Origin of the sequence: Gluconobacter sp. P1C6_b (assembly GCF_018811945.1) — a bacterium.
Lineage (GTDB): Bacteria > Pseudomonadota > Alphaproteobacteria > Acetobacterales > Acetobacteraceae > Gluconobacter.
Map to the genome: position 1 here is coordinate 1 of NZ_JACRVU010000020.1, position 25,615 is coordinate 25,615.

The 25,615-nt window shown below is 61.6% G+C and carries 22 protein-coding genes; 9 read left to right on the forward strand and 13 right to left on the reverse strand.

Annotated elements, in window-relative coordinates; all coding sequences use genetic code 11:
• The 3 genes from KP701_RS12420 to KP701_RS12430 form a co-directional block, all read left to right on the forward strand.
• Positions 1-1,019 (forward strand): ATP-binding cassette domain-containing protein (locus KP701_RS12420; RefSeq protein WP_215747385.1); only part of this gene is annotated, 1,019 nt, incomplete at its 5' end.
• Positions 1,020-1,259: 240 nt separating this feature from the next.
• Complete coding sequence (locus KP701_RS12425; protein ID WP_215747386.1) at positions 1,260-3,038, forward strand: Hint domain-containing protein; 1,779 nt, start codon at positions 1,260-1,262, stop codon at positions 3,036-3,038.
• 151 nt (positions 3,039-3,189) lie between these two features.
• Positions 3,190-4,335 carry an AI-2E family transporter gene (locus tag KP701_RS12430; protein WP_215747387.1) on the forward strand — a complete coding sequence of 382 codons (1,146 nt, stop codon included), beginning with the start codon at positions 3,190-3,192 and terminating at the stop codon, positions 4,333-4,335.
• 97 nt (positions 4,336-4,432) lie between these two features.
• Here the strand turns inward: KP701_RS12430 and KP701_RS12435 are convergent, their stop codons facing one another.
• The 3 genes from KP701_RS12435 to KP701_RS12445 are packed head-to-tail and all read right to left on the reverse strand — an operon-like array spanning position 4,433 to position 7,952.
• Entirely contained in the window at positions 4,433-4,858 is a 426-nt protein-coding gene (locus KP701_RS12435; RefSeq protein WP_215747388.1) for a hypothetical protein, read from the reverse strand.
• A complete protein-coding gene (locus KP701_RS12440; RefSeq protein WP_215747389.1) occupies positions 4,855-5,997 on the reverse strand; it encodes a DegT/DnrJ/EryC1/StrS aminotransferase family protein in 1,143 nt (380 codons plus the stop codon). The genes KP701_RS12435 and KP701_RS12440 overlap by 4 nt, the downstream gene beginning before the upstream one ends.
• Positions 5,994-7,952, reverse strand: a complete 1,959-nt coding sequence (locus KP701_RS12445; RefSeq protein ID WP_215747390.1) for a nucleoside-diphosphate sugar epimerase/dehydratase — start codon at positions 7,950-7,952, stop codon at positions 5,994-5,996. The genes KP701_RS12440 and KP701_RS12445 overlap by 4 nt, the downstream gene beginning before the upstream one ends.
• A gap of 87 nt (positions 7,953-8,039) precedes the next feature.
• On the opposite strand from KP701_RS12445, the gene KP701_RS12450 reads away from it, so the two are divergent.
• Positions 8,040-9,011, forward strand: coding sequence for a glycosyltransferase family 4 protein (locus tag KP701_RS12450; RefSeq protein WP_215747391.1), 972 nt, complete (start codon positions 8,040-8,042; stop codon positions 9,009-9,011).
• 14 nt (positions 9,012-9,025) lie between these two features.
• Here the strand turns inward: KP701_RS12450 and KP701_RS12455 are convergent, their stop codons facing one another.
• Together KP701_RS12455 and KP701_RS12460 are read right to left on the reverse strand one after the other, a co-directional pair.
• The gene (locus tag KP701_RS12455; protein WP_024717011.1) at positions 9,026-9,427 is read right to left on the reverse strand and encodes a MarR family transcriptional regulator; all 402 of its coding nucleotides are present in this window, start codon (positions 9,425-9,427) and stop codon (positions 9,026-9,028) included.
• A gap of 303 nt (positions 9,428-9,730) precedes the next feature.
• Positions 9,731-11,122 (reverse strand): M17 family metallopeptidase, encoded by a 1,392-nt coding sequence (locus tag KP701_RS12460; RefSeq protein ID WP_215747392.1) that lies wholly within the window; start codon positions 11,120-11,122, stop codon positions 9,731-9,733.
• Between the two features lie 59 nt (positions 11,123-11,181).
• On the opposite strand from KP701_RS12460, the gene KP701_RS12465 reads away from it, so the two are divergent.
• From KP701_RS12465 to fdxA, 3 genes are all read left to right on the forward strand, one after another.
• On the forward strand, positions 11,182-13,779 hold the full coding sequence (locus tag KP701_RS12465) for a helicase-related protein (RefSeq protein ID WP_252345604.1): 2,598 nt from the start codon (positions 11,182-11,184) through the stop codon (positions 13,777-13,779).
• On the forward strand, positions 13,776-14,054 hold the full coding sequence (locus KP701_RS12470) for an RNA-binding S4 domain-containing protein (protein WP_215747393.1): 279 nt from the start codon (positions 13,776-13,778) through the stop codon (positions 14,052-14,054). The genes KP701_RS12465 and KP701_RS12470 overlap by 4 nt, the downstream gene beginning before the upstream one ends.
• Positions 14,055-14,146: 92 nt before the next feature.
• Positions 14,147-14,479, forward strand: coding sequence for a ferredoxin FdxA (fdxA, locus tag KP701_RS12475; protein ID WP_011253433.1), 333 nt, complete (start codon positions 14,147-14,149; stop codon positions 14,477-14,479).
• Between the two features lie 174 nt (positions 14,480-14,653).
• Here the strand turns inward: fdxA and cyoD are convergent, their stop codons facing one another.
• From cyoD to KP701_RS12500, 5 genes are all read right to left on the reverse strand, one after another.
• Entirely contained in the window at positions 14,654-14,989 is a 336-nt protein-coding gene (gene cyoD, locus KP701_RS12480; RefSeq protein WP_062507471.1) for a cytochrome o ubiquinol oxidase subunit IV, read from the reverse strand.
• Positions 14,989-15,606: a cytochrome o ubiquinol oxidase subunit III gene (gene cyoC, locus KP701_RS12485; protein WP_062507473.1), complete on the reverse strand. Its 618-nt coding sequence runs from the start codon at positions 15,604-15,606 to the stop codon at positions 14,989-14,991. The genes cyoD and cyoC overlap by 1 nt, the downstream gene beginning before the upstream one ends.
• An 18-nt stretch (positions 15,607-15,624) precedes the next feature.
• Complete coding sequence (gene cyoB, locus KP701_RS12490; RefSeq protein ID WP_215747394.1) at positions 15,625-17,613, reverse strand: cytochrome o ubiquinol oxidase subunit I; 1,989 nt, start codon at positions 17,611-17,613, stop codon at positions 15,625-15,627.
• Positions 17,614-17,620: 7 nt separating this feature from the next.
• Positions 17,621-18,559 carry a ubiquinol oxidase subunit II gene (cyoA, locus tag KP701_RS12495; protein WP_215747395.1) on the reverse strand — a complete coding sequence of 313 codons (939 nt, stop codon included), beginning with the start codon at positions 18,557-18,559 and terminating at the stop codon, positions 17,621-17,623.
• 447 nt (positions 18,560-19,006) lie between these two features.
• Positions 19,007-19,777 (reverse strand): Bax inhibitor-1/YccA family protein, encoded by a 771-nt coding sequence (locus KP701_RS12500; protein WP_215747396.1) that lies wholly within the window; start codon positions 19,775-19,777, stop codon positions 19,007-19,009.
• Positions 19,778-19,928: 151 nt separating this feature from the next.
• Between KP701_RS12500 and thpR the strand changes: the two genes are divergently transcribed.
• Both thpR and KP701_RS12510 read left to right on the forward strand, forming a co-directional pair.
• A complete protein-coding gene (gene thpR / locus KP701_RS12505; RefSeq protein ID WP_215747397.1) occupies positions 19,929-20,492 on the forward strand; it encodes an RNA 2',3'-cyclic phosphodiesterase in 564 nt (187 codons plus the stop codon).
• On the forward strand, positions 20,489-21,094 hold the full coding sequence (locus KP701_RS12510) for a uracil-DNA glycosylase family protein (protein WP_215747398.1): 606 nt from the start codon (positions 20,489-20,491) through the stop codon (positions 21,092-21,094). Before thpR ends, KP701_RS12510 begins: the two co-directional genes overlap by 4 nt.
• Here the strand turns inward: KP701_RS12510 and KP701_RS12515 are convergent, their stop codons facing one another.
• The 3 genes from KP701_RS12515 to KP701_RS12525 form a co-directional block, all read right to left on the reverse strand.
• Positions 21,095-21,796: a MarC family protein gene (locus tag KP701_RS12515; RefSeq protein ID WP_215747399.1), complete on the reverse strand. Its 702-nt coding sequence runs from the start codon at positions 21,794-21,796 to the stop codon at positions 21,095-21,097.
• Positions 21,797-21,806: 10 nt separating this feature from the next.
• A complete protein-coding gene (locus tag KP701_RS12520) occupies positions 21,807-23,798 on the reverse strand; it encodes a lysylphosphatidylglycerol synthase domain-containing protein (RefSeq protein WP_371818972.1) in 1,992 nt (663 codons plus the stop codon).
• A gap of 144 nt (positions 23,799-23,942) precedes the next feature.
• Positions 23,943-25,574, reverse strand: a complete 1,632-nt coding sequence (locus KP701_RS12525; RefSeq protein ID WP_215747400.1) for a lysine--tRNA ligase — start codon at positions 25,572-25,574, stop codon at positions 23,943-23,945.
• Between the last annotated feature and the right edge of the window lie 41 nt (positions 25,575-25,615).

The following is a 25,615-nucleotide window of genomic DNA, read 5'->3' on the forward strand; positions in this document are numbered from 1 at the left end:
CCCGCTTCTCCTTCCCCGAGCCGCAGCCCCTGCCCCCGCCGATGCTGAGCCTGAACAATGTCAGCCTCGGCTATGACGGCCGCGTCGTGCTCAAGGGCCTGAACCAGCGTCTGGACATGGAAGACCGGATCGCCCTGCTCGGTCAGAACGGCCGCGGCAAATCCACCTTCGCCAAATTGCTGGCCGGTCGGCTGGAGCCCATGTCGGGCACCTATACCCACTCACCCAAGCTGAAGATCGGCTATTTCGCCCAGCACCAGAGCGACGAACTCGTCCTGACCGACACGCCCATCGACCATATGAGCCGCGCCATGCCAGACGCGCTCCCCGCCGCCGTCCGCGCCCAGCTCGCCCGCTTCGGCCTCGACGAAAACCGTGCGGAAACAAAAGTCGGAGAGCTCTCGGGGGGCGAAAAGGCCCGCCTGCTCCTCGCCCTGTCCACCCGCGAAGCCCCGCACCTGCTGATCCTCGACGAACCGACCAACCATCTCGATCTCGATGCCCGTGACGCCCTGATCCGTGCGCTGTCAGAATTCGAAGGCGCGGTTGTCCTCATCAGCCATGACAGCCATCTCGTGGAATCGGTCGCCGACCGCTTCTGGCTGGTCGAAGACGGTACGATCGCCCCCTTCGAGGGCGACATGGCCGAATACCGCGCCTGGCTTCTCGAACGCGCCCGCAAAGCCCGTGCCGAAATGGCCGAGCGCAACAAGGCCGCCACCCCATCAGAAAACAGCGGCTCTTCGTCGGCCCAGAAGCGTATCGACCGCAAGGAACAGACCCGTGCCCTCGCTCCCCTGCGTCGCAAAATCCGTGACGCGGAGAGCAAAATGGCCCAGCTCACCGGCGAGAAGACGAAAATCGAGGCCAGACTCGCCGATCCGGCCCTCTATCAGGCTGGCGATGCCGCGGAAGTAACGTCCCTGAACGTCCATCTCGCCGCACTCAACGCCACCCTCGAAACCGTTGAGGAAAGCTGGCTCGAGGCCCAGGCAGAGCTTGAGGAAGCCACCGGCTAAAGCCCTGAAATTTCCTTGACAGGAAACTCTTAACAAAAATGATTTGTTATTTGTTAACCACTATGGGAGATATAGGCTCTCCAGGGGGTTAACATCCTGTTTCGGTCCTGACCGGCAACAGCTGCAGGGTGTTCCTGACCTGTCACTACAATCAGGCACTCTTTCCAATCCGGCATGCGGATCTCGGAATGGAAGGAACCTCCAGCTCTAAAAACCTGCCGTTATACAGGAACCCAGCACATGACCCGCGAATATCACGCTCCATCCGACTGCTATTACGGCCGCCCCTTCCATTCTCCCTCCTACGACGGGCACGGCTGCTCCTACCGTCCGCATCACGCCCAGTCTGCTTCCGGCCTGACCGTCAGCGGCTGTAACCGGGTCCTGTATGTCCTTGATGGCGATTCCATCACGAAGACATCCATTGTGAATGGTGGCACCGTCGTTGTCGGATATGGCGGGTCATCCAGCTACGCCACGATCAGCCGTGACAGCCTTCAGGCCATCATCTCGGGCGGCACGTCCTCCCACACGACGGTCGGAAGCGGCGGCATCGAAGCCGTTTACACCAACGGCAGCACGACGCAGACCGTCCTCAATGGTGGCGATCAGGTCGTGTTCGGCGGCACCGCTACCAACACGACAGTCGGCAAGGGCAGCACGCAGTACGTGCTGACAGGCCAGGCAAACGGCACGACCATTGGCGCCGGCGGTACGCTTGCCGTCTCGAGCTGGGGCACCGTCCGCAACGCCTCGGTTCTGAACGGTGGCACGCTGGTCGTGAATTTCGGCTCCGTTGTCCAGAACACGAAGCTCTACACGGGCAGCACGCTCGATCTGAACTTCCTGCGCTACAACAGCAGCACGACGGCCACGATCAGCAACGACTATCTTGTCATCACCAGCAACCACGGGAAGATTTCCTTCAAGCTGGCTGACAATTACAGCGGCTATGCAGGCCAGACCGTGACCCTGTCGCGCGACAGCGACGGCAGCACGCTCGTCCATCTCCAGGAAGTCTGCTTCCTTCCGGGCACCCTGATCGCCACGCCCGATGGCGAGCGCGCCGTTGAGACGTTCGAGATCGGCGACAGCGTCGTCACCCCGGACGGCGAGACCCGCACCCTGACCTGGGTTGGCCGCGCCCATGCCCGCGTCCGCGCCGGTCTCCCCGACGACCAGGCCGGCTATCCGGTCCGCATCCGCGCCAATGCGATCGCCGATGGCGTTCCTCATACCGACCTTCTGGTCACCGGCGAGCACTGCCTGTTCCTCGATGGCGGCTTCATTCCGGCCCGCATGCTGGTCAACGGCGCTTCCATCGTCTGGGATTACGCCATCACGTCCTACGACTACCTGCATGTCGAGACTGACGGCCATTCCGTCATTCTCGCCAACGGTCTGGCAACGGAATCGTATCTCGACACCGGCAACCGTCGCAGCTTCACGCAGACCGGCCGCGTCGTCGCCTTCGGTGGCCCCTCCGCAAGCTGGGAACACGATGCCGCTGCCGAACTGGTGACCGATCGCGCCCGCGTCGAGCCGGTCTGGACGGCCATCGCAGCCCGCAGCAACGTGACCGCCGCTCCCGCAGCGACGACCACGGATGCCGAACTGCGCCTGCAGCTGCCCTGCGGAACGCTGCTCGCTCCGAGCCGCATCGCCAGTGACCGGGCGGTCTTCAGCCTGCCGGACGGTGTCAGCGCTGTCCGCATCCTGTCCCGCACCAGCCGTCCCTGTGACGTGGTCGGACCGTTCCTCGACGACCGCCGCGATCTCGGCGTCCTGGTCGGTGACGTGACGCTGTTCGAAAGCACCTCTACCCGTCAGGTCACAACACACCTCACGACGGACGCCGATGGATGGCATGGCCATGAAGCCGCCCCCATGCGCTGGACGGCTGGCAACGCCATGCTCACCCTCGACACCATGACAGCAGCGGTCCTGACCCTGCAGATCGTGGCAGCAGGCCCCTACACCATCGAAGACACCACCGCTCCGGTCGCCCTGCGCGCCTGAGACCCGTTCGGGCTCCGGGCATTCCGTCCGATCCCGGCCAGTGTCGGCGGCACGCATGCGAGCGTGTCGGCAAAAGAAGGGGGGCCATTGACCCCCCTTCCCTCTGCCCATAAGCCAGTCGACAACGACTGACCAAGGACAGACCTTCCCCATGCCCATCTCTTTTTCCGATCCGGCAGAACGCAGCGAGACAGAGCCTCGCGCGCGGGAACTGTCCAGAATCGCCGGTCTGCTGCGCATCGCGCTGACCCTCACACTGGGCCTGCTGGCGATCTGGCTGATCGGCGATGTCCTGGCCGTGATCTTCGCCTCCGCCCTCGTGGCGATCGTCCTGCACGGGCTTGCGCGCATGCTCCGGCGTCACGTTTCCGTCATCCCGTATCAGGGAGCGGTCGCCCTGGTCACTGTCGTGATCCTCGTGGCCCTGTTCGGTCTGGGCTGGTACAGCGGGCCGGCCATCAGCGACCAGTTCATCCGCCTCAAACAGGCCCTCATCACCCAGTCCGGTGAACTGCGCGCCCATCTCTCCGGCTCAACGTTGGGCCAGATGGTCCTCGATCACCTGCCCTCGTCGCTCGGCGGCAATGCTGCGGGCACCGCGAGCCTCGGCTCGCTGGGTTCAGGCCTCGCAGGTTCGGTCACGGGACTGCTCAGCTCCGTGTTTGGCATCCTCGGAACCCTTCTGGTGGTCCTGATCGCCGGGCTGTATTTCGCACTGAGCCCGGCCGTCTATATTGACGGCATGCTGCGCCTCGTCCCCACGCAGCACCGTCCCGCTGCACGGGAACTGATGCTGACCGCCGGCTCCACCCTCTGGGCCTGGACCGCCGGACAGGCGCTGGACATGCTGGTAGTCGGGATGCTGTCGGGGATCGGTCTTTCGCTGATCGGGATCCCTCTGGCCCTGGCGCTTGGCGTCGTGGCGGGCCTGTGCAACTTCATTCCCTATATCGGCGCCATTCTCGGCGCAGTCCCCGCCGTCCTGCTGGGACTATCCCTCGGCACCCACGAAGCCCTGTTCGTCGGCATCCTGTACTGCGTGATCCAGTTCTTCGAAGGTAATGTCCTCGCCCCGCTGATCCAGCGCCGCGCGGTTCACATGCCGCCCGCCCTCGCCATCCTCTCGCAGACGGTCTTCGGCTCCATCCTCGGCGCGCCCGGCCTGATTCTGGCGTCCCCCATCACGGCCGCACTGCTGGCCATGGGCGACAAGGCCACGGCCCCGCTGGAAGACGAAAACCAGACCCGCCGCGCCGTCGGCGAAGTCACGGAACAGGAAGAAAAACAGCAGAAGTAAATCCGCCCCAACAAGCCACCCGCTACAGAACAAAAAAAGACCGGCACTCCTTGAGGAGGCCGGTCTTTTTTATGTCATCGGAACCCGGAGCCGTCTTTTATTTCGCGGGTTGGGCGCCATCAGGCTGAAGCGCCATGACCTGCGCATCCGGAAAGGCATTCATCCGGTAAGGGCCATTCTTTTCAAGCTGAACGCCGATAATGTCGTCCTGCTTCTTGTGCTTCCAGATGGACACGATCACCGGCTGCCCCTGCGCCGTCGTCATTTCCAGAATGACCTGCCCCGGTGCAGGCGGACGCTCACCCGACGGTCCCCACGCCGTTTCGTGCGACTGCAGCCACAGATTGACCTTCTGAACCTCGTCCGCCGTGAGTTCACGACTGACAGGAGCGCTCAGTTGCCCCGCCGTCACCTCCGGAAATTTCCAGGCATGCAGCAGCGGCCAGGTCACGAACCAGATGATGCCCACCGGAATGAGGACAAGGGCCGCAAAAACCAGCAGAAGTTTCTGTTCGCGTCTCACGCCTGTTCTCCTGCCCAGCGATTGAGGGCTTCTGTGATGTAACGGACGTCATCGTCCGTCAGTTCGGGATGAATGGGAAGGGCCAGAACCCGCGCACCGAGCCCTTCGGCCACCGGCAACACGGCCCCATCGTGATGTGGCGCATAAGCCGGCTGACGATGGAGCGGCTTGGGATAATAAATGGCCGTCGGAACGCCGGCATCCTTCAGGAACGCCTGAAGCGAATTCCGCCTGCCCGCATCGGGCAACAGGATCGTATAGATCGCCCAGGCGCTCTCGCTGTCGGCAACGCGAACAGGTGAAACAATACCTTCCGGCATGGCAGCATCATAGGCCGAAGCAATCGCATCCCGACGCTTCAGCTCGTCCCCGAACACGTCGAGCTTCGCCAGAAGCACGGCGGCCTGAAGCGTATCCAGACGCCCGTTGATGCCGATCCGCTCGACCTCATAGCGCGTGCGGCCTTCCCCATGCGTGCGCAGGGAATGATACAGCGCCGCCAGAGCGTCATCATCCGTCAGGATTGCGCCACCGTCCCCATAGCCGCCCAGCGGCTTGGACGGGAAGAAGGACAGCGTCGTCGCCTTCGCCTCATGCCCCAGACGACGACCATGATACGTCGCGCCAAAAGACTGTGCGCAATCGGCCACCAGCGTCAGATCTTCCTGCACCGCCCAGGCCTTCAACTCGTCCCAGGGTGCGGGCTGACCAAACAGATCCACCCCGATCACGACCCGAGGCTCCATCTCCCCGGCCTGACGCACGTCCTCAAGCCGCTCCTTCAGAGACTCAAGACTGATCTGAAACGTCTGCGGGTCCACATCCACGAAAACCGGCGTGCCGCCCAGAAGCAGAACAACTTCCGCCGTTGCCGTATAGGTAAAGGCCGGCAGAAACACCGCGTCTCCCGGCCCGATCTCCTCGCCCATCAGCACCATCAGCAGCGCGTCCGTCCCGGACGACACGCCGATCGCATGTTTCGCACCGCCGAACTCCGCCAGACGCTGCTCCAGTTCCTGCACTTCGGGGCCAAGCACGAAACGGCAATGCGCCATGACGGCGTCCACACGTTTCTGAATGCTGCCCTTCAGCCGCGCCTGCTGGGCGGGAAGGTCGAGAAAAGCAATCTGCCTTGTCATGGCGCTATCATCTCCGGATCGGGATGGGACATCGCAACCGGCATTCCACCGTCGCGGTTATGAAGGAATTCAGGCACCAGCCTGTACAGGATGCTCATGATGGCCCCCAGATCACTCGCGTGACAGGCCGCCTCCAGCTCATCCATCGCGGCCGCCGCCACCTTGAAATCGACCGTACGCGGAGATGCCATCCGTAGTCCCGGCGCATCGGTCGGGACCGGCGCTTCACGGCCGTGGAACAGTTCCTCGAACAGCTTTTCGCCAGGGCGCAGTCCGGTAAAGCGGATCTCGATATCGGTCTCCGGCCGCAACCCTGCCAGACGGATCATCTGGAACGCCAGATCCATGATCCGCACCGGATCACCCATATCGAGGACGAAAATACCGCCCTGCCTGAGACGCAGATCCGTCGCATCGTTCTGCGCACGCTCATGCGTACCGCGCACGGCCGCCTGCAACACCAGCCCCACGGCCTCGGGCACCGTCATGAAGTAGCGCGTCATGTCCGGATGCGTGACCGTCAGCGGCCCGCCATGCTCAAGCTGCCGCCGGAACAGCGGCACGACCGATCCCGTAGAGCCCAGTACATTGCCAAACCGTACGGTCACACAGCGCATACTGCCCTGCCCGGCCCGCGCCCGCATGTCGAGCGCCTGCCCGTACACTTCGGCACAACGCTTGCTCGCTCCCATCAGGCTGGACGGATTGACCGCCTTGTCCGTGGAAATCATCACCATCGCCTGCGCACCGGCCCGCTCGGCCTCATCCGCGACGATCCGCGTGCCGATCACATTGGTCAGCACACCTTCGACCGGATTGTCTTCTACGATCGGGACGTGCTTGAGCGCCGCTGCATGAAAGACGAGATGCGGCCGGTACATTCCGAACACTTCAGCAATACGTCGCCGGTCGCGCACATCCGCGATGATCTGCTGGCGCTTCACGTCTGCAAAACGCTCGGAAATATCCAGGTTGATCTGCCACAGCGCATATTCGCTGCTCTCGATCAGCAGCAGCATGGCTGGCTGGAAAGACGCGATCTGCCGCGCCAGTTCCGAACCGATACTCCCGCCGGCCCCCGTCACGGCAATGACGCGCCCGCAGATCAGCCGCGCCATCCCCTGCGAATCGAGCGCCACCGGCGGCCGGTTCAGCAGATCCTCGATCGCGATCGGTCGAAGCTCCACTCGGTCCGCCGGCTGTAATGCCGTAAGCGACGGTGTGCGCTGCACGTCGATGTCATAGACCCGCGCAGCTTCGAGGATCTGGGCCAGCTCCCGGCCCTTGATTTCCCCCGCCGTAATGACGAGCGCATCCGGCAGTTTCCCCGCAGCGAAAAGCCGCTCCAGAATGGCTGGCGTTTCGCTGATCGTCCCCAGGATCGGGCAGTCATGAATGCGCCGTCCGGCCTGCTGCGCTCCACCGGTCAGCAGCCCCACCACACGACGGTTGTTTCCGCTGTCACGCTCCATCGCCCGGATGAACAGATCGGCTTCATGATCCGCTCCGAGCAGCAGAATGCGCTCGCCGTCCAGAGCCAGACTTCTGCGACGCGCCGCCAGACGCCACATCATGCGGATGGCCCCCAGAAACACGAGCAGGACCAGCGCATGAATGATGGGAAAAGTCGGCGTCGGCAGCGGATAACCCGCCACATGCAGCAGTTCCGCGAACAGCAGCGCGCTCAGAACCGACGCACAGGCGATATTGAACAGGTCCGCCACACCCGAAAACCGCCAGTACTGCTGCGGAATACGGAACGGCAGCCCCCCCACCAGCAGCGTGATCCCGCCCCCGGCAATGAACCACAGCGGATGAAGCCATCCCCCTGCCGGATCAGCCAGCCAGCGCGCCACCGGCGCCGCAGCCGCGGACACGACTCCATCCAGCACCACATTGAGAGCGATGCGCCGCGCCGGCATCGAAGAGCGCGGGGCCGGGCCTGAAGGGGGCATTGAGGCCTGGGATGTGGGCCCTGTAGGATGAACGGATGTCACGCGCCCCTTATAGCGCCAAAAGCCTCCCTCCCATAAAGTCGTCCCATGCCCTTTTCTTTCCAGAACCTGACCAGCGGCGTCACGCTCGCCTGCATCGCCGCCGTTGTCCTGTGCAATCTCCTGATCCTGCTCATGATCCGCGCGGGCGTTCTGGACCATCCCGTCGCCCGCAGTTCCCATACCCGCCCGACGCCCAAAGGCGGCGGGATCGGCATCGTCGGCGCCTTCATCCTCTGCCTGCCACCTGCCCTGTACGAGGCCCATGCGTCGACGCGCATCGTCCCTGCCATCACAGGGCTTCTGGTCGGCATGATCCTGCTCGGCACGGTCTCATGGCTCGATGACGTCCGCCCTTTCCCTGCGCGATATAAACTCGCGGCTCAGTTCGTTGCGGCAATCGCCGCGGCCATCGGAACAGGCGCAACCCTGCCCGAACTGATCCCTTTCGTGCTCGCAGCCGTCTTCATCACAAACGCCCTCAATTTCATCGACGGCATCAACGGACTGGCCTCGGGCGTCATGGCAATTTCCGCTCTGGTTCTCGCCAGCACGGGCCTCATGCCCGTCGCCTTTGTCCTGCTCGCCGTCTGCCTGCTGAGCTTCCTGCCCTATAATTTTCCGAAAGCCCGGATCTTCATGGGCGATGTAGGCAGCCAGCCAATCGGCCTCGCCATCGCCTGGGGCGGCATGACCGGCTTCGGCACAGGCAGCGCGGTGCTCGTCATCGCCCTGCTCTCAGGCGTGCTGTGGGATGTGACCTTCACGCTCGCACGCCGGGCGCGCGCCGGTGACAGGCTCGCACAGGCCCATCGTGGCCATCTGTATCAGCTGGCCGTCCGCTCAGGACTATCCGTCCCGCTCGTCACGTTCATCTATTGGGGATTTGCCCTCTGGGGCGCTGTAGCTTTCGCCACAGGTCAGATCATCACGATGGTTCTGATGATCGTTCTGCCACAGCTGCTGTGGACAGGGTATGTCTGCACGCGGGCCAAAACCCGCGTGCAGGACCGCTGGTAACCCAGCGGGTCAACTCAGCCAGCGCGACGGCTGCTCAGACGCTCGACCGAAGCCGAAGCGCGTTCCGTGCGCGTGGAGCGCGTGCCGGAAGCTTCCGCCATGACGGCGCGCATTTCACGCAGGAAGGTGGAACCCTTCAGCGTGCGCTGCACCAGCACCGAGCGACGGTCCAGCGGATCGACCTTGCGGCGTGCCAGATCCAGTTCGCCCAGACGGTCGAGCGCACGGGTGATGGCCGGCTTGGACACCTTGAGTTCCAGCGCCAGGCCACGAACCGTGTGAGCCCCGTCCCGCAGATAGCAGGTCAGGAAGACAGCGAGCTGGCGGGCCGAAAGGTCGGGTCCGTCACGGCGGACCATGGAAACGATGGTGTCGCACAGAAGGTTGAGCATCTGATCATTGGTAGCCTGGGGCATGATCTCTCTCCTAAGCAGTCCCTCCCTCATCTGTTGTCCGATCCCATAACAGGAGCCGACGGGATGAGGGTCGACGTGAAATTGTCTCTGCCTCTCCATGTCCGGAGAGGCCGTAGTGGCATTCAGATGGTGATTCGAAACGCATACGCAAGCATACGGGTTCCAAAACAATCCAGTAGACGATGACTCTGCATCGAAACGATAAAAGGGCGTATGCCTCATTAAAGCGCATTTGACACCCTAATCTTTTAACACTCCATCGCTCGGCCACACTGTTCGCCGACTGAAACGCTTTATGGAAGCTCAGGAATTATTATGAATTCGTGACAAACTCTCCAGAATTGCCCGAAGACCAAGCACTTCTCCGCCCTCGGGACGGCCCGGCCGGGCGCCGTCATTCCACGCATAAGTGTCGATATGCGCCCATTTCTGGCCGTCCGGAACGAATTTCTGAAGATAGAGCGCGGCCGTAATCGCCCCCGCCATGGGCTTTGAGGTCACATTTCCGAAATCAGCCACTTTACTATCCAGCCATGCATCATAGCCATGCCAGAGCGGCATTCTCCACATTACATCGGCGGTCGTTTTTCCCGATTCGAGAATGAGTGAGGCCAGTTCATCGTCATTACTGAACAGCGCGGGCACATCCGGACCGAGTGCCACACGCGCAGCACCCGTCAGGGTTGCAGCATCCAGAATGGCATCCGGACGGCTTTCAGACGCCTCCGTTATGAGATCACACAACACCAGACGCCCTTCCGCATCCGTATTGCCAATCTCGACCGTCTTGCCACTGCGTGTCCGCAGCACATCGCCGGGCCGCATGGCATGACCCGAGACACTGTTCTCTACACAGCCCAGACGCAGTTCCAGATCCACATCCAGCCCCAGATCGATCGCAGCACACATGACGGCCAGCATCAGCGCTGCCCCGCCCATGTCCTTCTTCATGCGCAACATGCCCGCCGCACCCTTGAGATCGTACCCGCCCGTATCGAAACACACGCCCTTGCCAATCAGCGAAATCCGCGGCGCCTCCTCACGGGCCTTCCACCGCGCCACGACCACGACCGGCTTGCGCTCCGACCCCTCGCCCACTTCCGCCAGGCACGGATACGCACTCCGCAGATCATCCCCGTCCACCAGACTGACGCTCGCCCCGCGATGCACCAGCGCCGCACCGGCCATATCCGCCAGTTCACACGGCCCCAGCAGATTGGCGGGCATGTTGATCAGATCCCGCCCGAACCACAGCGCCTTCGACAGGGCAACGAGCCGCTTCGCATCATCCGGCACGACCATCCGCGTCGTGACAGGTTTGTCCTCGCCCAGACTGAAACGATACGCCCCCATGCAGAACCCGAGCAGCGCGCTCTCCAGTGCCCCCTCATCAAGCCCGTGGAGCACCGCCGTCCAGTCCCCCTCCGGCAGGGCTGTCCCCAGCTTGCCGAAAGCCACCGGATCATGGGCGCGTGCGGACGCCACACACAGAATCGCCGCCCCGACGCCCCCGTCACCCGGCAGCAGCGTGAAAGCCCCGTCCTTTGCGGAAAATCCCTGTCCCTGAAGAAACGCCGCATGCTCCCCCAGAAGGCGCGAGACGGTCGCACTGTCCTCACAGGCCACCAGGTGAACCAGACGGGCCGAAGCTGCGTCGGCAGAGGTTACGAAGGGAAGCTGGGGATGCGGATTCATATGACTTTCTTCCTCAAATACCGGCCCGACCCGATAAAGATCACCCGGATGGGCTTCAGATGCTTGCTTTTGCTCCGCAGGCACCCGACCATTCAGACATGAAGGGTGCATTCCACGGAACCTCGTCCGGCCATCATACCATGCCAGCCAGCATCCGTGCTGCCCTCGGCCCCACCAATACCGGCAAAACCCATTATGCCTTAACGCGCATGATGGCCCATGCGTCCGGCATCATCGGCTTCCCACTGCGCCTGCTGGCCCGGGAAAACTACGAGCGCCTCGTCAAAATCAAGGGCGAGCGCAGCGTCGCCCTCATCACGGGCGAGGAAAAGATCGTCCCGCCCGGAGCCCGCTGGTTTTCCTGCACCGTCGAATCCATGCCACTGGACCGCAAGGCCGAGTTCGTCGCCATCGACGAGATCCAGCTCGCCTCGGACCCGGACCGCGGCCATGTCTTCACCGATCGCCTCCTTCACGCCCGTGGCACTGTCGAGACGCTCTTCCTTGGCGCCGAAACCATCCGCCCGCTGCTCCAGAAACTCGTCCCGGGCATCGAGATCGACATCCGCACCCGCCTCTCCAGCCTGAGCAGCACCGGACACACCAAACTCTCCCGCCTGCCACCCCGCTCGGCCATTGTCGCCTTCTCCATGAGCGAAGTGTATGCGCTGGCCGAAGTCATCCGCCGACGGCGCGGAGGATGTGCCGTCATCATGGGCCAGCTCAGCCCCCGCACCCGCAACGCCCAGGTCGAGCTCTACCAGAACCGAGAAGTCGATTATCTCGTCGCGACCGACGCCATTGGCATGGGCCTGAACATGGACGTCGATCACGTCGCCCTGGCCCAGCTCAGCAAATTCGACGGCACCGTCCCCCGCCCCCTGTTCCCACAGGAAATCGCCCAGATCGCCGGACGCGCCGGACGCGGCATGAAAGACGGAACCTTCGGTACCACAGCTGACTGCCCGCCCATGTCCAGCGCCCTCGTCGAAGCCGTTGAGCAGCACCGCTTTGACCCGATCCAGCGCCTCTACTGGCGCAACCACGAGCTGGACTTCACCAGCCCCGCAAACCTGCTCAAAAGCCTGACCCGGCCGCCCCCGCTGCGTGGCCTGACCGCAGGCCGCGTAGCCTCCGACGTCACCACGCTCGAATCCCTGATGCTGGATCCGGACATCCATGAGAGCGCCCGGGGCAAACGTGCCACCACGCTCCTCTGGGACGTCTGCCAGATCCCCGATTTCCGCAAACTCGGCGATGACAGCCACACCCGCCTCTGCGCGCGTCTTTATATGCATCTGCTCAAGGAAGGCTCCGTCCCCGCCAACTGGATGGAAGGCCATATCCGCGGCCTGGCCAAAACCGAAGGCGATATCGACACGCTCATGCACCGCCTCACCGGCGTGCGCGTCTGCTCCTACGTCGCCGCCCGCACTGAATGGAGCCGCCACTCCGCAATGTGGCAGGAACGCGCCCGCGAAGTCGAAGACCAACTCTCCGACGCTCTGCACGAACGTCTCACCGCCCGTTTCGTGGACCGCCGGGCCACAACGCTCCTGCGCCGCCTCGACAGTGACAGCGACCGCAGCCTGCTCTCCGCCGTCAAACCGGACGGAGAAGTCCTCGTCGAAGGCCACAGCATCGGTCGCATCCGTGGCTTCACACTGGAAACGGATGTCGCCGCAGGCCCCGACCGCCAGATCATCCTGCGCGCCGGCCGCAAGGCCCTGCTGCATGAAATCCCGCGTCGCATCCGCATGCTTCAGGACGCGCCCGACACATCCCTCAGACTGGACACTACGAACGGCGAACTCTTCTGGGAAGACACGCGCCTCGGTCGCCTCACCGCAGACGCTTCCCTGCTCCGTCCCGCGATCCAGCTTTTCCCGGCCGAGTTCACCGACACCGTCCAGAAAACCCATGTCGAAACGCGCCTTCTGGATTTCGTGGCACAGTTAATCCAGCGGGACCTCAGGCCTCTCTACCGCAGTCAGGCCCTCGCCGAACACGAACCCCAGCTGCGCGCGATCCTGCACCGCCTCATGGAAGACGGCGGCATCACCGAAACCCTGCCCGAAGACCATGCGCTTTCCCCGGCCCTGAAAAGCAGACTGCGCAAGGGAGGCGTCGAGATTGGACGTTTCTCGATCTACTGCCCCCCCCTCTTCCGGGCCCGTCCACTCGCGCTCCTGGGCCTTCTCCATGCCTTGCACAACAAGACCCCGATCCGCCCGACCGCGCCCGGCCGCGTTTCGCTACCCTGGAGCGATATCCAGGGGCAATTCGGCTGGATCCGGGCAGGCGACACCGGCCTGCGCCTCGATATTGCGGAACGCTGTATCGCGGAAATGCACCAGCTCGCCGTCCGTCACGACCATGCCGCCCCGCTCAGCCTGGCATCCAGACTGGGCGTGAAGGCTGACATGCTCCCCTCCATTCTTAAAGGCCTCGGCATCGCACACCAGCCGGCCGAAGCCCCCTCATCCGCCCATGCAGGCCCGCCCCGTCCGCTCATGATCCTGAATGACCGCAAGACCCGGGCGTCGCGTCGCCGAAGATCCGCACCGCACCACGTCCCGCCCAGACGTCCGGCCCCACCCCGAACCGACAGCCCCTTCGCAGCGCTCGCAGCTCTCAGAGAAAAAATCCGTCCATGAGCGAAGACTACCAGCGGCTGGACCAGTGGCTGTATTACGCCCGCGTCGCCAAGACGCGCCCGCTCTGTGCGGCCATCGTCAGCAAGGGCCGTATCCGCATCAACCGGCAGGCAACCAGCAAGCCCCATGCCAAACTTCACGTTGGCGACATATTGACTTTTCCGGCCGTTTCTGGCGGAGAAGTGCGCGTGTGGCGCGTCTTGGATCTTGGTGAACGCCGCGGTCCGGCAAAAGAAGCCGCACTTCTTTATGAAGCCATCACAGAAGACGGCTGACGATGCTTGCGTCTGAGGCCAAACCTTCGCATATCATCCCGCTCGGATGAAACCGGCCGGATGCCGGACCAGCAAGACGATCGGAGACGTCAATGACCTATGTGGTCACCGAAAACTGCATTCGCTGCAAGTTCACGGATTGCGTGGAAGTCTGCCCCGTAGACTGCTTCTACGCCGGTGAGAATTTCCTCGTCATCAATCCTGACGAATGCATCGACTGCGGCGTGTGTGAGCCGGAATGCCCGGCAGAGGCCATCTTCCCGGACAGCGACAACCGTGCCGCCCCATGGATTGAGATCAACGCGAAATATTCGACTCAGTGGCCGAACATGACCCGCAAGATCGACGCCATGCCGGACGCTGAAGAATGGAAAGACAAGCCCGGCAAGGCCGCCATGCTGTCCGAGGCACCCCACAAGGACTGAACCCGCTTTTCTTTGGCGGCATCTTTCACCCGGTCTCCCAGGAGACCGGGTTTTTTTATGCCCGCTCGCCAGCTCAGCTCCTTTAGCGGCCTGAAGCACAAAGGAAACCGGGCATAAAAAAAGGGCTGACAGGATTTCTCCTGCCAGCCCTTCCCTCAGGTTTCGAAAGAAACCTTAGCGGGACATCATGTTGATCGCAGTGTCATGCATGATGAAGATCGTACCGCCGATGATGACGATCACCGATGCCGCAGCAAAGATGAAGCACATCAGGTTCCAGCTCTGCTCGGTGCTGGTGTTCATGTGGAGGAAGAACACCAGGTGGACGACGATCTGCACGACGGCAAGAACCGTCAGGGCTGCAAGCGCCATCCCCGGAGACAGGGCGTGAGACATGACAGCGGCAAAGGATGCCACCGTCAGGATCACGGCCAGAACGAAGCCGATCAGATAGGACGGATAAGAGCCGTGGCTGTCACCCGTCATCGTGGTGGTAGGAGCCTGGGTCATTACATCACTCCTGCGAGATAGACGAACGAGAAGACACAGATCCAGACGATGTCAAGAAAGTGCCAGAACAGGCTGAGGCAGGCCAGCTTGTTCATCATACGCTCGGACAGATCCTGCGGACCCATCATCTGCACCATCAGAACAGCCATCCAGATCAGGCCGCAGGTGACGTGCAGACCGTGCGTTCCAACCAGCGTGAAGAACGCGGAAAGGAAAGCGGAACGGTCCGGACCATTGCCTTCTGCGATCATGGAGCTGAACTCGTTCAGTTCCAGACCAACGAAGGAAAGACCCAGCACAAACGTAACGGCCAGCCACAGCAGGACCATCTTCTTGTTCTTCGCCAGCGCGTTCAGCGAGGCGAAGCCGTACGTGATGGACGAGAACAGCAGGATAGCCGTCTCGATCCCCACGTTCGTCAGATCGAACAGTTCCTTGCCCGACGGGCCACCGGCATACTGGTTCCGGAGGACCGCGAAGGCAGCGAAGATCGACCCGAACAGGACACAGTCCGTCATCAGGTAGAGCCAGAAGCCGAACACGTTGGGGGACTCGTGGTGCTCCCCGTGGTGATCGTCAGCGTGTGCCAGAGGCGACATGGTTGCTTCGTGAGCCATAAGTCTTATGCGCCCCTCTTACTCTGCTGCCTGCGCAGCAGCGATACGACGAGAATAGACTTCCTCGTTGTGCTCGATTTCGCTCACCGGGACATAGTAGTCGACGTCGCGGTCAGCGCTGCGCAGGATCATGGTTGCAACGATACCGATCAGGCCGATGGCAGCGAGCCACCAGATGTACCAGATCGAAGCGAAACCGAGGATGAAGCTGAACAGACCGATGAAAACACCAGCAGATGTGTTCTTCGGCATGTGGATCGGAGCCAGCGGCTTGCCGTGAGCCTTCAGGCCCAGCTGCTTCTCGGTGTGGAACGTGTCGAGACCATGAATGTCAGGAATGACCGCGAAGTTATAAGCCGGCGGCGGAGAGGAAATGGACCACTCCAGCGTACGGCCGTTCCACGGATCACCCGTCAGATCAAGGTTCTCGGGCAGGTTACGGTCACGGATGGAAACGTAGAGCTGCGTGAGCTGGCAGACGATACCGCAGGCGATAACGATTGCACCAACTTCAGCAACGAGCATCCACGGATACCAGTCGGGGTTGTCATAGTGGTTCATACGACGCGTCATGCCTTCGAGGCCGAGGACATAAAGCGGAATGAAGGCCAAGTAGAAACCGACGAACCAGCACCAGAAAGCGCGCTTGCCCCAGGCTTCGTTCAGCTTGAAGCCGAAAGCCTTCGGGAACCAGAAACCCATACCCGCGATGTAGCCGAAGTACACACCGCCGATGATGACGTTGTGGAAGTGGGCGATCAGGAACAGGGAGTTGTGCAGGATCCAGTCAGCGGCCGGCATGGCCATCATGACACCGGTCATACCACCGATGGAGAAGGTGATCATGAAGCCGAGCGTCCAGTGCATCGGAGCCGTGAATTCCACGCGGCCCTTATACATCGTGAACAGCCAGTTGAAAATCTTCACACCCGTCGGGACGGCGATGATCATCGTCATGATACCGAAGAAGGTATTGACGTTGGCACCAGCACCCATGGTGAAGAAGTGATGCACCCACACGACGAAGGAGAGCACCATGATGGAGCACGTGGCGTACACCATCGTCTTGTAGCCGAAGAGCGGCTTCTGGGAGAACGTTGCAGTGACCTCGGAGAAAACACCGAACGCCGGGATGACGAGGATGTAAACTTCCGGATGGCCCCAGGTCCAGATCATGCTGAGGTAAAGCATGACGTTGCCGCCGGCATCGTTCGTGAAGAAGTGCATGCCGAGGTAACGGTCAAGGCTGAGCAGAGCCAGCGTCACGGTCAGAACCGGGAAGGACACCATGATCAGCACGGTCGTGCAGAACGCGGTCCAGGTGAAGACCGGCATCTGCATCCAGCCCATGCCAGGCGCACGCATCTTGACGATGGTCGTGAAGAAGTTCACGCCCGTCAGCAGCGTACCGACACCGGAGATCTGAACGGCCCAGATATAGTAGTCAACGCCGACACCCGGGCTGAACTGCATTTCGGACAGAGGCGGGTAAACCAGCCAGCCGCACTGAGCGAACTCACCGATGAACAGCGAGATGTTGATCAGCAGGGCACCGACCAGCGTCATATAGAAGCTGAGCGAGTTCAGGAACGGGAACGCAACGTCGCGAGCACCGATCTGAAGGGGAACAACCAGATTCATCAGGCCCGTCATGAACGCCATCGCCATGAAGAAGATCATGATGGTGCCGTGAGCGGAGAAGATCTGGTCGTAGTGATGCGGCGGAAGGTAACCGGGATTACCCTTGTAAGCCAGCGCGAGCTGGGTACGCATCATGATGGCGTCCGCGAAACCGCGGAACAGCATGACGATCGCCAGGATGATGTACATCACGGCAAGACGCTTGTGGTCGACAGTCGTCAGCCAGTCACGCCAGAGATAGCCCCATTTGCCATAATAGGTGACAGCACCCAGTACGGCGAGACCGATGACAGCAACACCAAGGAACGTACCGACAAGAATCGGCACATCCAACGGTATGGCTGATAAGGAGAGTTTTCCGAGCATCTGTCGGTTATTCCTTCATGCCAGTGTCGGACGGTGCAGTGTTGGAAGCAGACTGCATGTGCATGACCTTGCCCGTCTTCTTGTCCACCATCATGCCGTTGTTATACTTGGCAACGATGCCGTCGAAGAGATCCGGCTGGACATGCGCGAAATACTGTACCGGTGCAGCTTCCTGCGGTGCAGCATATTTCGGGTATGTGGTGTCGTCGAGATTTTCACTTCCGCTCTTCACCTTCTCAACCCAGTCGTTGAACTGAGCCGGATCCATGGCGAGGGTACGGAACTTCATATCCGAGAAACCACGACCGCTGAACTGTGAAGCCTCACCGAGGTAATCCCCGGATTCACTTGCAAGCAGATGCAGCTGGGTCTGTTCACCAGGCATGGAGTAGATCATCGAACCCAGACGCGGGATGAAGAACGACGTCATGACGGTGTCAGAAGTAATCTGGAAGTTCAGCGGCGTGTTCGTCGGGACATCCAGCTGGTTGATCGTTGCGATCCCCAGATCCGGATAGATGAACAGCCATTTCCAGTCGAGAGAGACCACCTGAACATTCAGGGGCTTGACGTTGTCAGCCGTCTGAAGCGGGCGGTACGGGTCATAAGCATGCGTGCTCCACCAGCTGATGGCGCCCAGAAGGGCGATCAGGATGGCGGGGACGCCCCAGATGACATATTCAATTGCGGTCGAATGATCCCAGGTCGGGAGGTATTCGGCCTCTTTGTTGGAAGCACGATACTTCCACGCAAAATAAAGCGTCGCGGCGCAGGTGGGAACCACGACCAGCATCATGATGACGAATTCCGCCACCATGACATCGCGGTTCATTTCTGCGACCGGGCCGCGCGGCTGAAGCAGATCAACCGTACAACCCGATAGCATCAGCGCCGGCAACGCTGGGAGATATCGCCAGAGTTTTTTCATCGGTCCTGCTTTCATCATCCGTTCCGGCTTGCAGTAGTCGCCGGGAAACGGTTTGACACGATAAGGTCCGCATCAGTGCCGCCGAACGCTGCCATAGTCTGCTACCTTTCTCGTTCGTATCCTGACGTCAGGAACCGGATCAAAGATCCGACCCTGAAATTCATTCAGCATGGGACACGGCTGTCCCGGTTCCTCAGGTTTTTTCCGCCTGAATCGCCTCAAAGACAAGGCTTATCACGGATTTCGTGAGCCCTCCCCCGACATAGGGCTCAGAGTGAAATGGCTGTTTTTCGCCACATTTGATCTAATTACGACTTTCATTAAGTCTGAACATTACCGATTTTTAATGTAAACTCGTTTAGAATTCGCGGAAATAATTCAAGACTTTTTTGGTCCAAAAAGCAGAAAGGGGCGGCATCAACTGCCGCCCCTTTCAGGATCTCCAGTATCGCTGAGAGAGTAATCTCAGTCGTTGTTACCTGAGCGAACCCCCATGAACTGGATCAGGAACTGAAACAGGTTCACGAAATTGAGATACATTGTCAGCGCATCATAGACACTCAGCTTCGCAACATCTTCTGGACCAGCATAAGCCATGTACTGCTGGTACGTGATCTTGATGCGCTGCGTGTCATACGCCGCCAGTAGGGTGAAAAGCCCCACACCTATTATGGAAACCAGCATGCCAAGCGGCGAACTGTGCAGGAAAATGTTCACCACGGAAGCCAGAATGATCCCGATCAGCCCCATGAACAGGAAGGAACCGAGTCGAGCGAGATTGGCGCCCGTCGTGTATCCCCACAGCGACATTCCGGCGAATGTAATGGCGGTCACGAAGAAGGTCCGCGCCACGGAAACGCCCGTATAGCTCAGCAGAATGCTGGCCATGCTGGCACCCATCGCCGCACTGAACAGAAGGAAAATCCCCTGCACCGCCGGCCGCGACAGACGGTTGACCCCGAAGGACAGGACCATCACGAACACAAGCGGCGCAAAAATGCTGATCCCGCCCAGCAAGGTCGGGCGCAGGACGATGGCACCGTTCGGCATCTCTGCCAGATGGAAGAAGAGAGCGCGCAGGGATGTCTGCGCCACGCCATAGGCGACCAGTCCCGTGATCACCAGACCAAGCGCCATCCAGTTGAAGACCCGGCACATATAAGCACGAAGCCCGGCATCGAGACTGCCGGCTCCGGCCTGCACACCGGCTCTGCTGAAGTTGGTATTAAAAGCCATGACACCTTTTCCAATGAGATGCCCTTCTGAAAAGGGCGCTTGACGAACCCGGGAGGGCCGTCCGTACACTCAAACTGAATGTGGGGTTTTTGCCGGAAGGGTCAAGAATACTCATCCGCCCCTTACTTCTTTTTCATGGGAAACGCGCCTCTTGAGACTTTTTGTCGCACTCGACCTTCCTGCCGATGTCCGGGAAACGCTTGCGCTGATGCGCGGTTCCATGCCCGGCGTGCAATGGGTTCCAGCCGAAAACCATCACATCACCCTCCGCTTCATCGGAGAGATCACCGACCGGCACCGGCTGGAGGAAATCGACCTCGCCCTCTCCCGCCTTGCTTGGCAGCCTTTCGAACTTTCGCTCGCTCAGGCCGACATCCGGGAAGGTCTCACTGCGGACAGTCTCCTGATCGGGGTCGAGCGCACCCGCCAGTTGGAGGCGCTGCAGTCCCAGGTTGAAAGCGCCCTTCGCCGTGCCGGCTGTCCACCAGCCAGGCGCCGCTTCCAGCCAGCCGTCACGCTGGGGCATTTTTTCCCGAACCAGCGCGCGGACGCCATCAAATGGGTCCAACGGCACAATCTCTTCCGCAGCAAACCCATGTCCGTAGAACACGTTACACTCTTCGAGAGCCTGCGGAGCCTGGGCGAGCACGTCTATGTCCCCCGCGAAGAATACGCCTGGCAGCCGGAAATGCCGCTGATCCCCGAGGAAGAATGACCCTGCCCGTTCCGTCACCCGAGGAGCGCCTCGAGGCACTCCTCACGGAAGTCCGGGCCTGCCGGGTCTGCGAGGCCCATCTCCCGCTCGGCGCCAGACCTCTGATCCATGCTTCAGCCACATCGCGGATTCTGATCGCCAGTCAGGCCCCTGGCACCAAGGCCCATATTGCCGGAAAATCTTTCTACGACCCCTCCGGCAACCGCCTTCGCGACTGGCTCGGCATTTCAGAAGACATCTTTTATGACACGCGCCAGATCGCCATTTTTCCGATGGGCCTGTGTTATCCCGGACGCCTGCCCAAAGGCGGCGACAACCCGCCCCGCCCGGAATGCGCCCCACTCTGGCGCCGTCGCGTCCTTTCCCTCATGCCGGATATCCGCCTGACGCTGCTCGTCGGCAGCTATTCCCAGAACCATGTTCTGGGACGCGGTTCAGTCACGGAACGCGTCAGGAATTTCCGGCATTATCTGTCCGAATATTTTCCTCTGCCCCACCCCTCATGGCGTACCGGCGTCTGGGAAAGAAAAGCGCCATGGTTTCAGGAAGAGGTCATTCCCGCCCTGCGCGAACGCGTTCACGCCATACTGGCCGAGCGATGATCAGGCGGCCCTGGCCTGTTTCAGCGCCTCGACAAGGAACCCTTCCGCACCGGACGCCAGGATCTGCACACCGATCGCCAGCAGGATCAGCGCCGCAAGCCGGCTGACAATCCGCGTTCCGGTCACCCCCAGCATCGCAACAACCCGCTCCGCGTAGGCGTAAACGACCGCCACCACGATCGCCATGGTCGTCGCGGCAGCCGACACACCAACATAATAATCCGCGGTGGGCATGTTCGGCGGCGTGGATGAACTGAGCGCGATGGCCACGGAAATGCTGCCCGGCCCCACCGTAAACGGCATGGCCAGCGGAAAGAACGCCGTCTCCCGCAGATCCGGCGTCGTTACCGTCCGGCCACCCTGCAGCGCCTGCTTTTCCTTGCGCGCCTCCGACGTCTCGGGTTGCAACAGCATCAGCCAGGCTCGCGACGCCACAACCAGACCGCCCGTAATGCGCAGCGCGTTGATCGAAATTCCGAAGAACCCGAGGATCCAGCTCCCGAACCAGATGGACACCAGCATGATGCCCAGCGAATTCAGTGCCACCTGACGCGCCAGTTCGACAACCTCGCGGCGATCGCGCCCTTCCGTCGCCTGAGCGAAGATCAGTGATGCCCCCAGGGGATTGATGATCGAGAAGAGCGCCGGAAAGGCAATCAGCCAGCTGCTGAGCGTATTCCCCAGCCCGGGTGCCAGACTCATAAACCTGCGCTCATGAACCGGTCAGACCTGACGCAGTCTGTGGCTGGCGCTTGCGTGCCAGCCGTTCCTCACCCTTCAGAAAAGCCCGCAGCATCCGATAATCCTCGGAAAAACAGCACACCGTCCCAGCCGTCCTGTCCGGACAGACCGTCAGTCCCAGGTCGTTATAGACGGCCATCAGCGACTGGCCAACCTGTATGAAGGCGAGCTTGCACCCTTCCTGCAACGCCAGATCCCGCAGCCGCCAGATCGCCGCCACACAGTTCCGTTCGGACCCGGCGGGATCGCCCAGCCCGATGATGAACTGTCCCGTCCGCAGGAACGGAATGGCCGCACGCCCGGCCTCATCCAGCAACAGCCCGGTCGGACGACGCGCACCCAACTGCGGCAGTGCATGGGCCAGACTGTGATAGCGATGCGCATTCTCCGCAGTCCAGGCCTCAAACCGGATCCGCGTCCTCCGCATCCCGCGCCACAGGACATAGAACCCGCACAGCGCCGAGAACCCCAGAAACCAGCGCCCGACGGCCGTATGGGCATCATAGATCATCGACCGCCACCAGATTGGCCCGAGATGCCGCTGCACGGCAACCCAGCCCACACCCAGCAGCCCGAGCCCCCAGAGCGAAAGCGGCGCCAGCATCGACGGCGTGAGCGGTGCGGCCAGAAGATGCGCCCGGCGATAATAGCAGTTCCGGAACGGCAGCAGCAGCAGCATCACGAGGACGATGACCACTGGCCCTTCCCACGGCGCATGCCGCAGCATCAGCAACAGAGCCGCCGAACCCAGCATCCCGAGTGAAAATTTCCAGGCCAGCGCCACACGCTGCGACAGCCCCCAGGACAAAGCTACCAGCCCGACACCCGCTACCGTCAGCAGCAGATCCGCGATCTGTGACACAGCTGCCCCAAGGGACGTCTGAAGCGGCGGCAGATCCGCCACCAACGCATAGAGCACGAGCAGGATGCCCACGACCGCCTGAACGCTGGTCGCCACGGCCACGGAAAAATCCGCTTCCGACTCCCGGATGACCTGACTGGGCCGTACCCGCCGCGGCGTCTGTCCGGCCGAAACCAGAGCCTGCTCGCCCCGCAGGAACAGTTCATGCCCCGCGAACATCAGTCCCGCGAGAAGCAGCGGAATAATGTAATAGAAAAGCCTGAAGACAAGAATGGCGCCCATGATCTGCGACGCCGGCAGATAGGCCTGCAACGCCAGCAGCATGGCCCCGTCAAAAACGCCGAGGCCACCCGGCACACTGGCCATGAGTCCGGCCGTATATGACGCCAGATAGATCGCAAGGAATGTCCCGAACCCGAAATGCGCCTCGGGCGGAAGCGGAGGCAGCACGCAATACGCAATCAGCGCCGTCGCCGCCATATCCGCCGCGCTGACCGCGATCTGGGCAATCGCAATACCCGGCCCCGGAAGCTCGATCTCGTATTTCCAGATCCGCACATGCCGCCGGACGCGCGCCACCAGTACATAGGCCAGCAGCACGCCCCACAGCGCCAATCCTGCAAGACGAAGCAGAAACTCCGGCAGATGGGACAGAACTGGCACGGCATGCGGCTCGATGATCAGGATGCCGCCAATCAGCGCCATCGTCCCCAGCAGATAGGTCGCCGAGCAGAACGCAATGATCTGCGCGATCGCCCCGGGCGCCACGCCCCAGCTCCGATAGAGCCTGAAACGCACCGCCGCCCCGGAAATCGCCGCACATCCCAGATTATGGGACAGCACATAAGAGCAGAACGCCGCAAAGGCCGAGCGCTGGTAGGACACCTTCGCCCGGACATGCAGACAGGCCAGCCGGTCATAGAAAGACAGGATGAAATACGACAGGACTGTCGCCGCACCACCCGCCAGCAGCGCGGAGTCCGGAATGGCGCTCAGGCTCGTGGTGATGTCATGCAGCGACAGATGCCGCAATTCCCGCCAGATGACGACGACCGCCGCCACCAGCAGGACCAGCCCCACGAGAGCGGGCGCACGGGACATGAACACCTGCCACCGCCGCTTCCGCTGCCCGGTCTCCGCACACGTCCCGCCAGCCGCCCCCACATCCACAGACAGGCGCTCCTCTTCCATCACGGAAGACACCTGAACATCCTGTGGCCTGTTATCCCCGGGCATGCCCACGGCTCAGTCCTGCACAGGCTCTTCGACAGGCCGCGCGAGGGCATCCCGGATCAGGCCGACCGTCTCCGGCAGCCCGAACAGCGACGCAAAAATCCCGAAACGCGGCCCTTCGGTCTGTCCGAGCAGCACCTCATACAGGCACCCGAACCAGGACCGCAGTTCCGGCTTGGCGAAATAGCGCTTGCCCACCTCGAACACGACATCCTGCACATCGCCCGGCGCCGTGTCGGGCGCGAGCTTCGCCAGTTCGTCCGCCAGATCCTCAAGTCCCTTGCGCTCGGTCTCTGTCGGCGCACGATAGGTCTTGTTGGGGTAAACCTGCTCCTTGAAATAGGTCAGTGCACAATGAACGAGCCTATCCACATACGGATGCGTCTCGGGCGACAGCGTCGGATCATAGCGACGCAGGAACTTCCACAGCGTCTCCGGCCTGTCGGCATTGGCCACGTTCGCAAGGTTCAGCAGCGCCGTATAGGACACCGGACTGGTATCTTCCGGACGGATCGTCCCGCCATGGATGAACCACACCGGATTGGCCATCAGCTCTGGCCCTTCCTGCGTCCCGGCCTTCTGCACGAGCGTCAGATAATCATCCGTCGCACGCGGAATGACGTCAAAGAACAGACGCTTCGCCCGTGTCGGCTGCTGGAACATGTACTGCGCCAGACTTTCCGGCGTGCCGTAACGCAGCCATTCCTCAACCGACAGGCCATTGCCCTTGGACTTGCTGATCTTCTGCCCCTGCGCATCAAGGAACAGCTCATAGGTCAGACCCGCAGGCGGCTCCTTGCCCAGAATGCGGCAGATCTTCGAGGACAGCTTCACACTGTCGATCAGATCCTTGCCGGACATTTCATAATCCACACCCAGCGCATACCAGCGCATGGCCCAGTCGGCCTTCCACTGCATCTTGGCATGACCGCCCAGAACGGACGTCTCGAACGTCTTGCCGGCATCGTCCTTCCAGACAACGGTTCCGGCATCCGGATCGACCTTGATGATCGGAACCTGCATGACCTGCCCGGTCTCGGGATGGATCGGCAGAACGGGCGAATAGGTTGCCCGGCGCTCCGGACCAAGCGTCGGAATAATGGTCGCCACGACTTCATCATGGACTTCAAGCATACGGCGCAGCGCCGCGTCGAACGTGCCGTTGGTGTAATACTGCGTGGCGGAGGCGAATTCGTACTCGAAACCGAAACTGTCGAGGAACTGGCGAAGGCGCGCATTATTATGCGCGGCAAAGCTGTCATATTCGCCAAACGGGTCGGGCACCCGCGTCAGCGGCAGTCCCAGATGCTTCGCCAGCAGCTCCTGCTGCGGCACATTGGTCGGCACCTTGCGCAGCGCGTCCATGTCATCGGAGAACGCGAGCAGACGCGTCGGACGGCCGGTCAGCGCCTCATAGGCCTGACGCACCCAGGTCGTGCGCGCCACTTCACCGAACGTGCCGATATGCGGCAGGCCCGACGGGCCATAACCCGTTTCCAGAAGGGCCGGAGCCTGCTCCGAAGCATCAGAAGCGCGCGCGTCCATGCGCGCGGTGATTTTTCGCGCCTCTTCGAACGGCCATGCTTTCGGAAGCGGCGCGTCAGGAGAGAGGGACGGGGCGATAGGTGTCTTGGTTTTCTGCATGATTGCCGGAAAAGGTAGGGAGACACCTCTTCCCGGTCAAG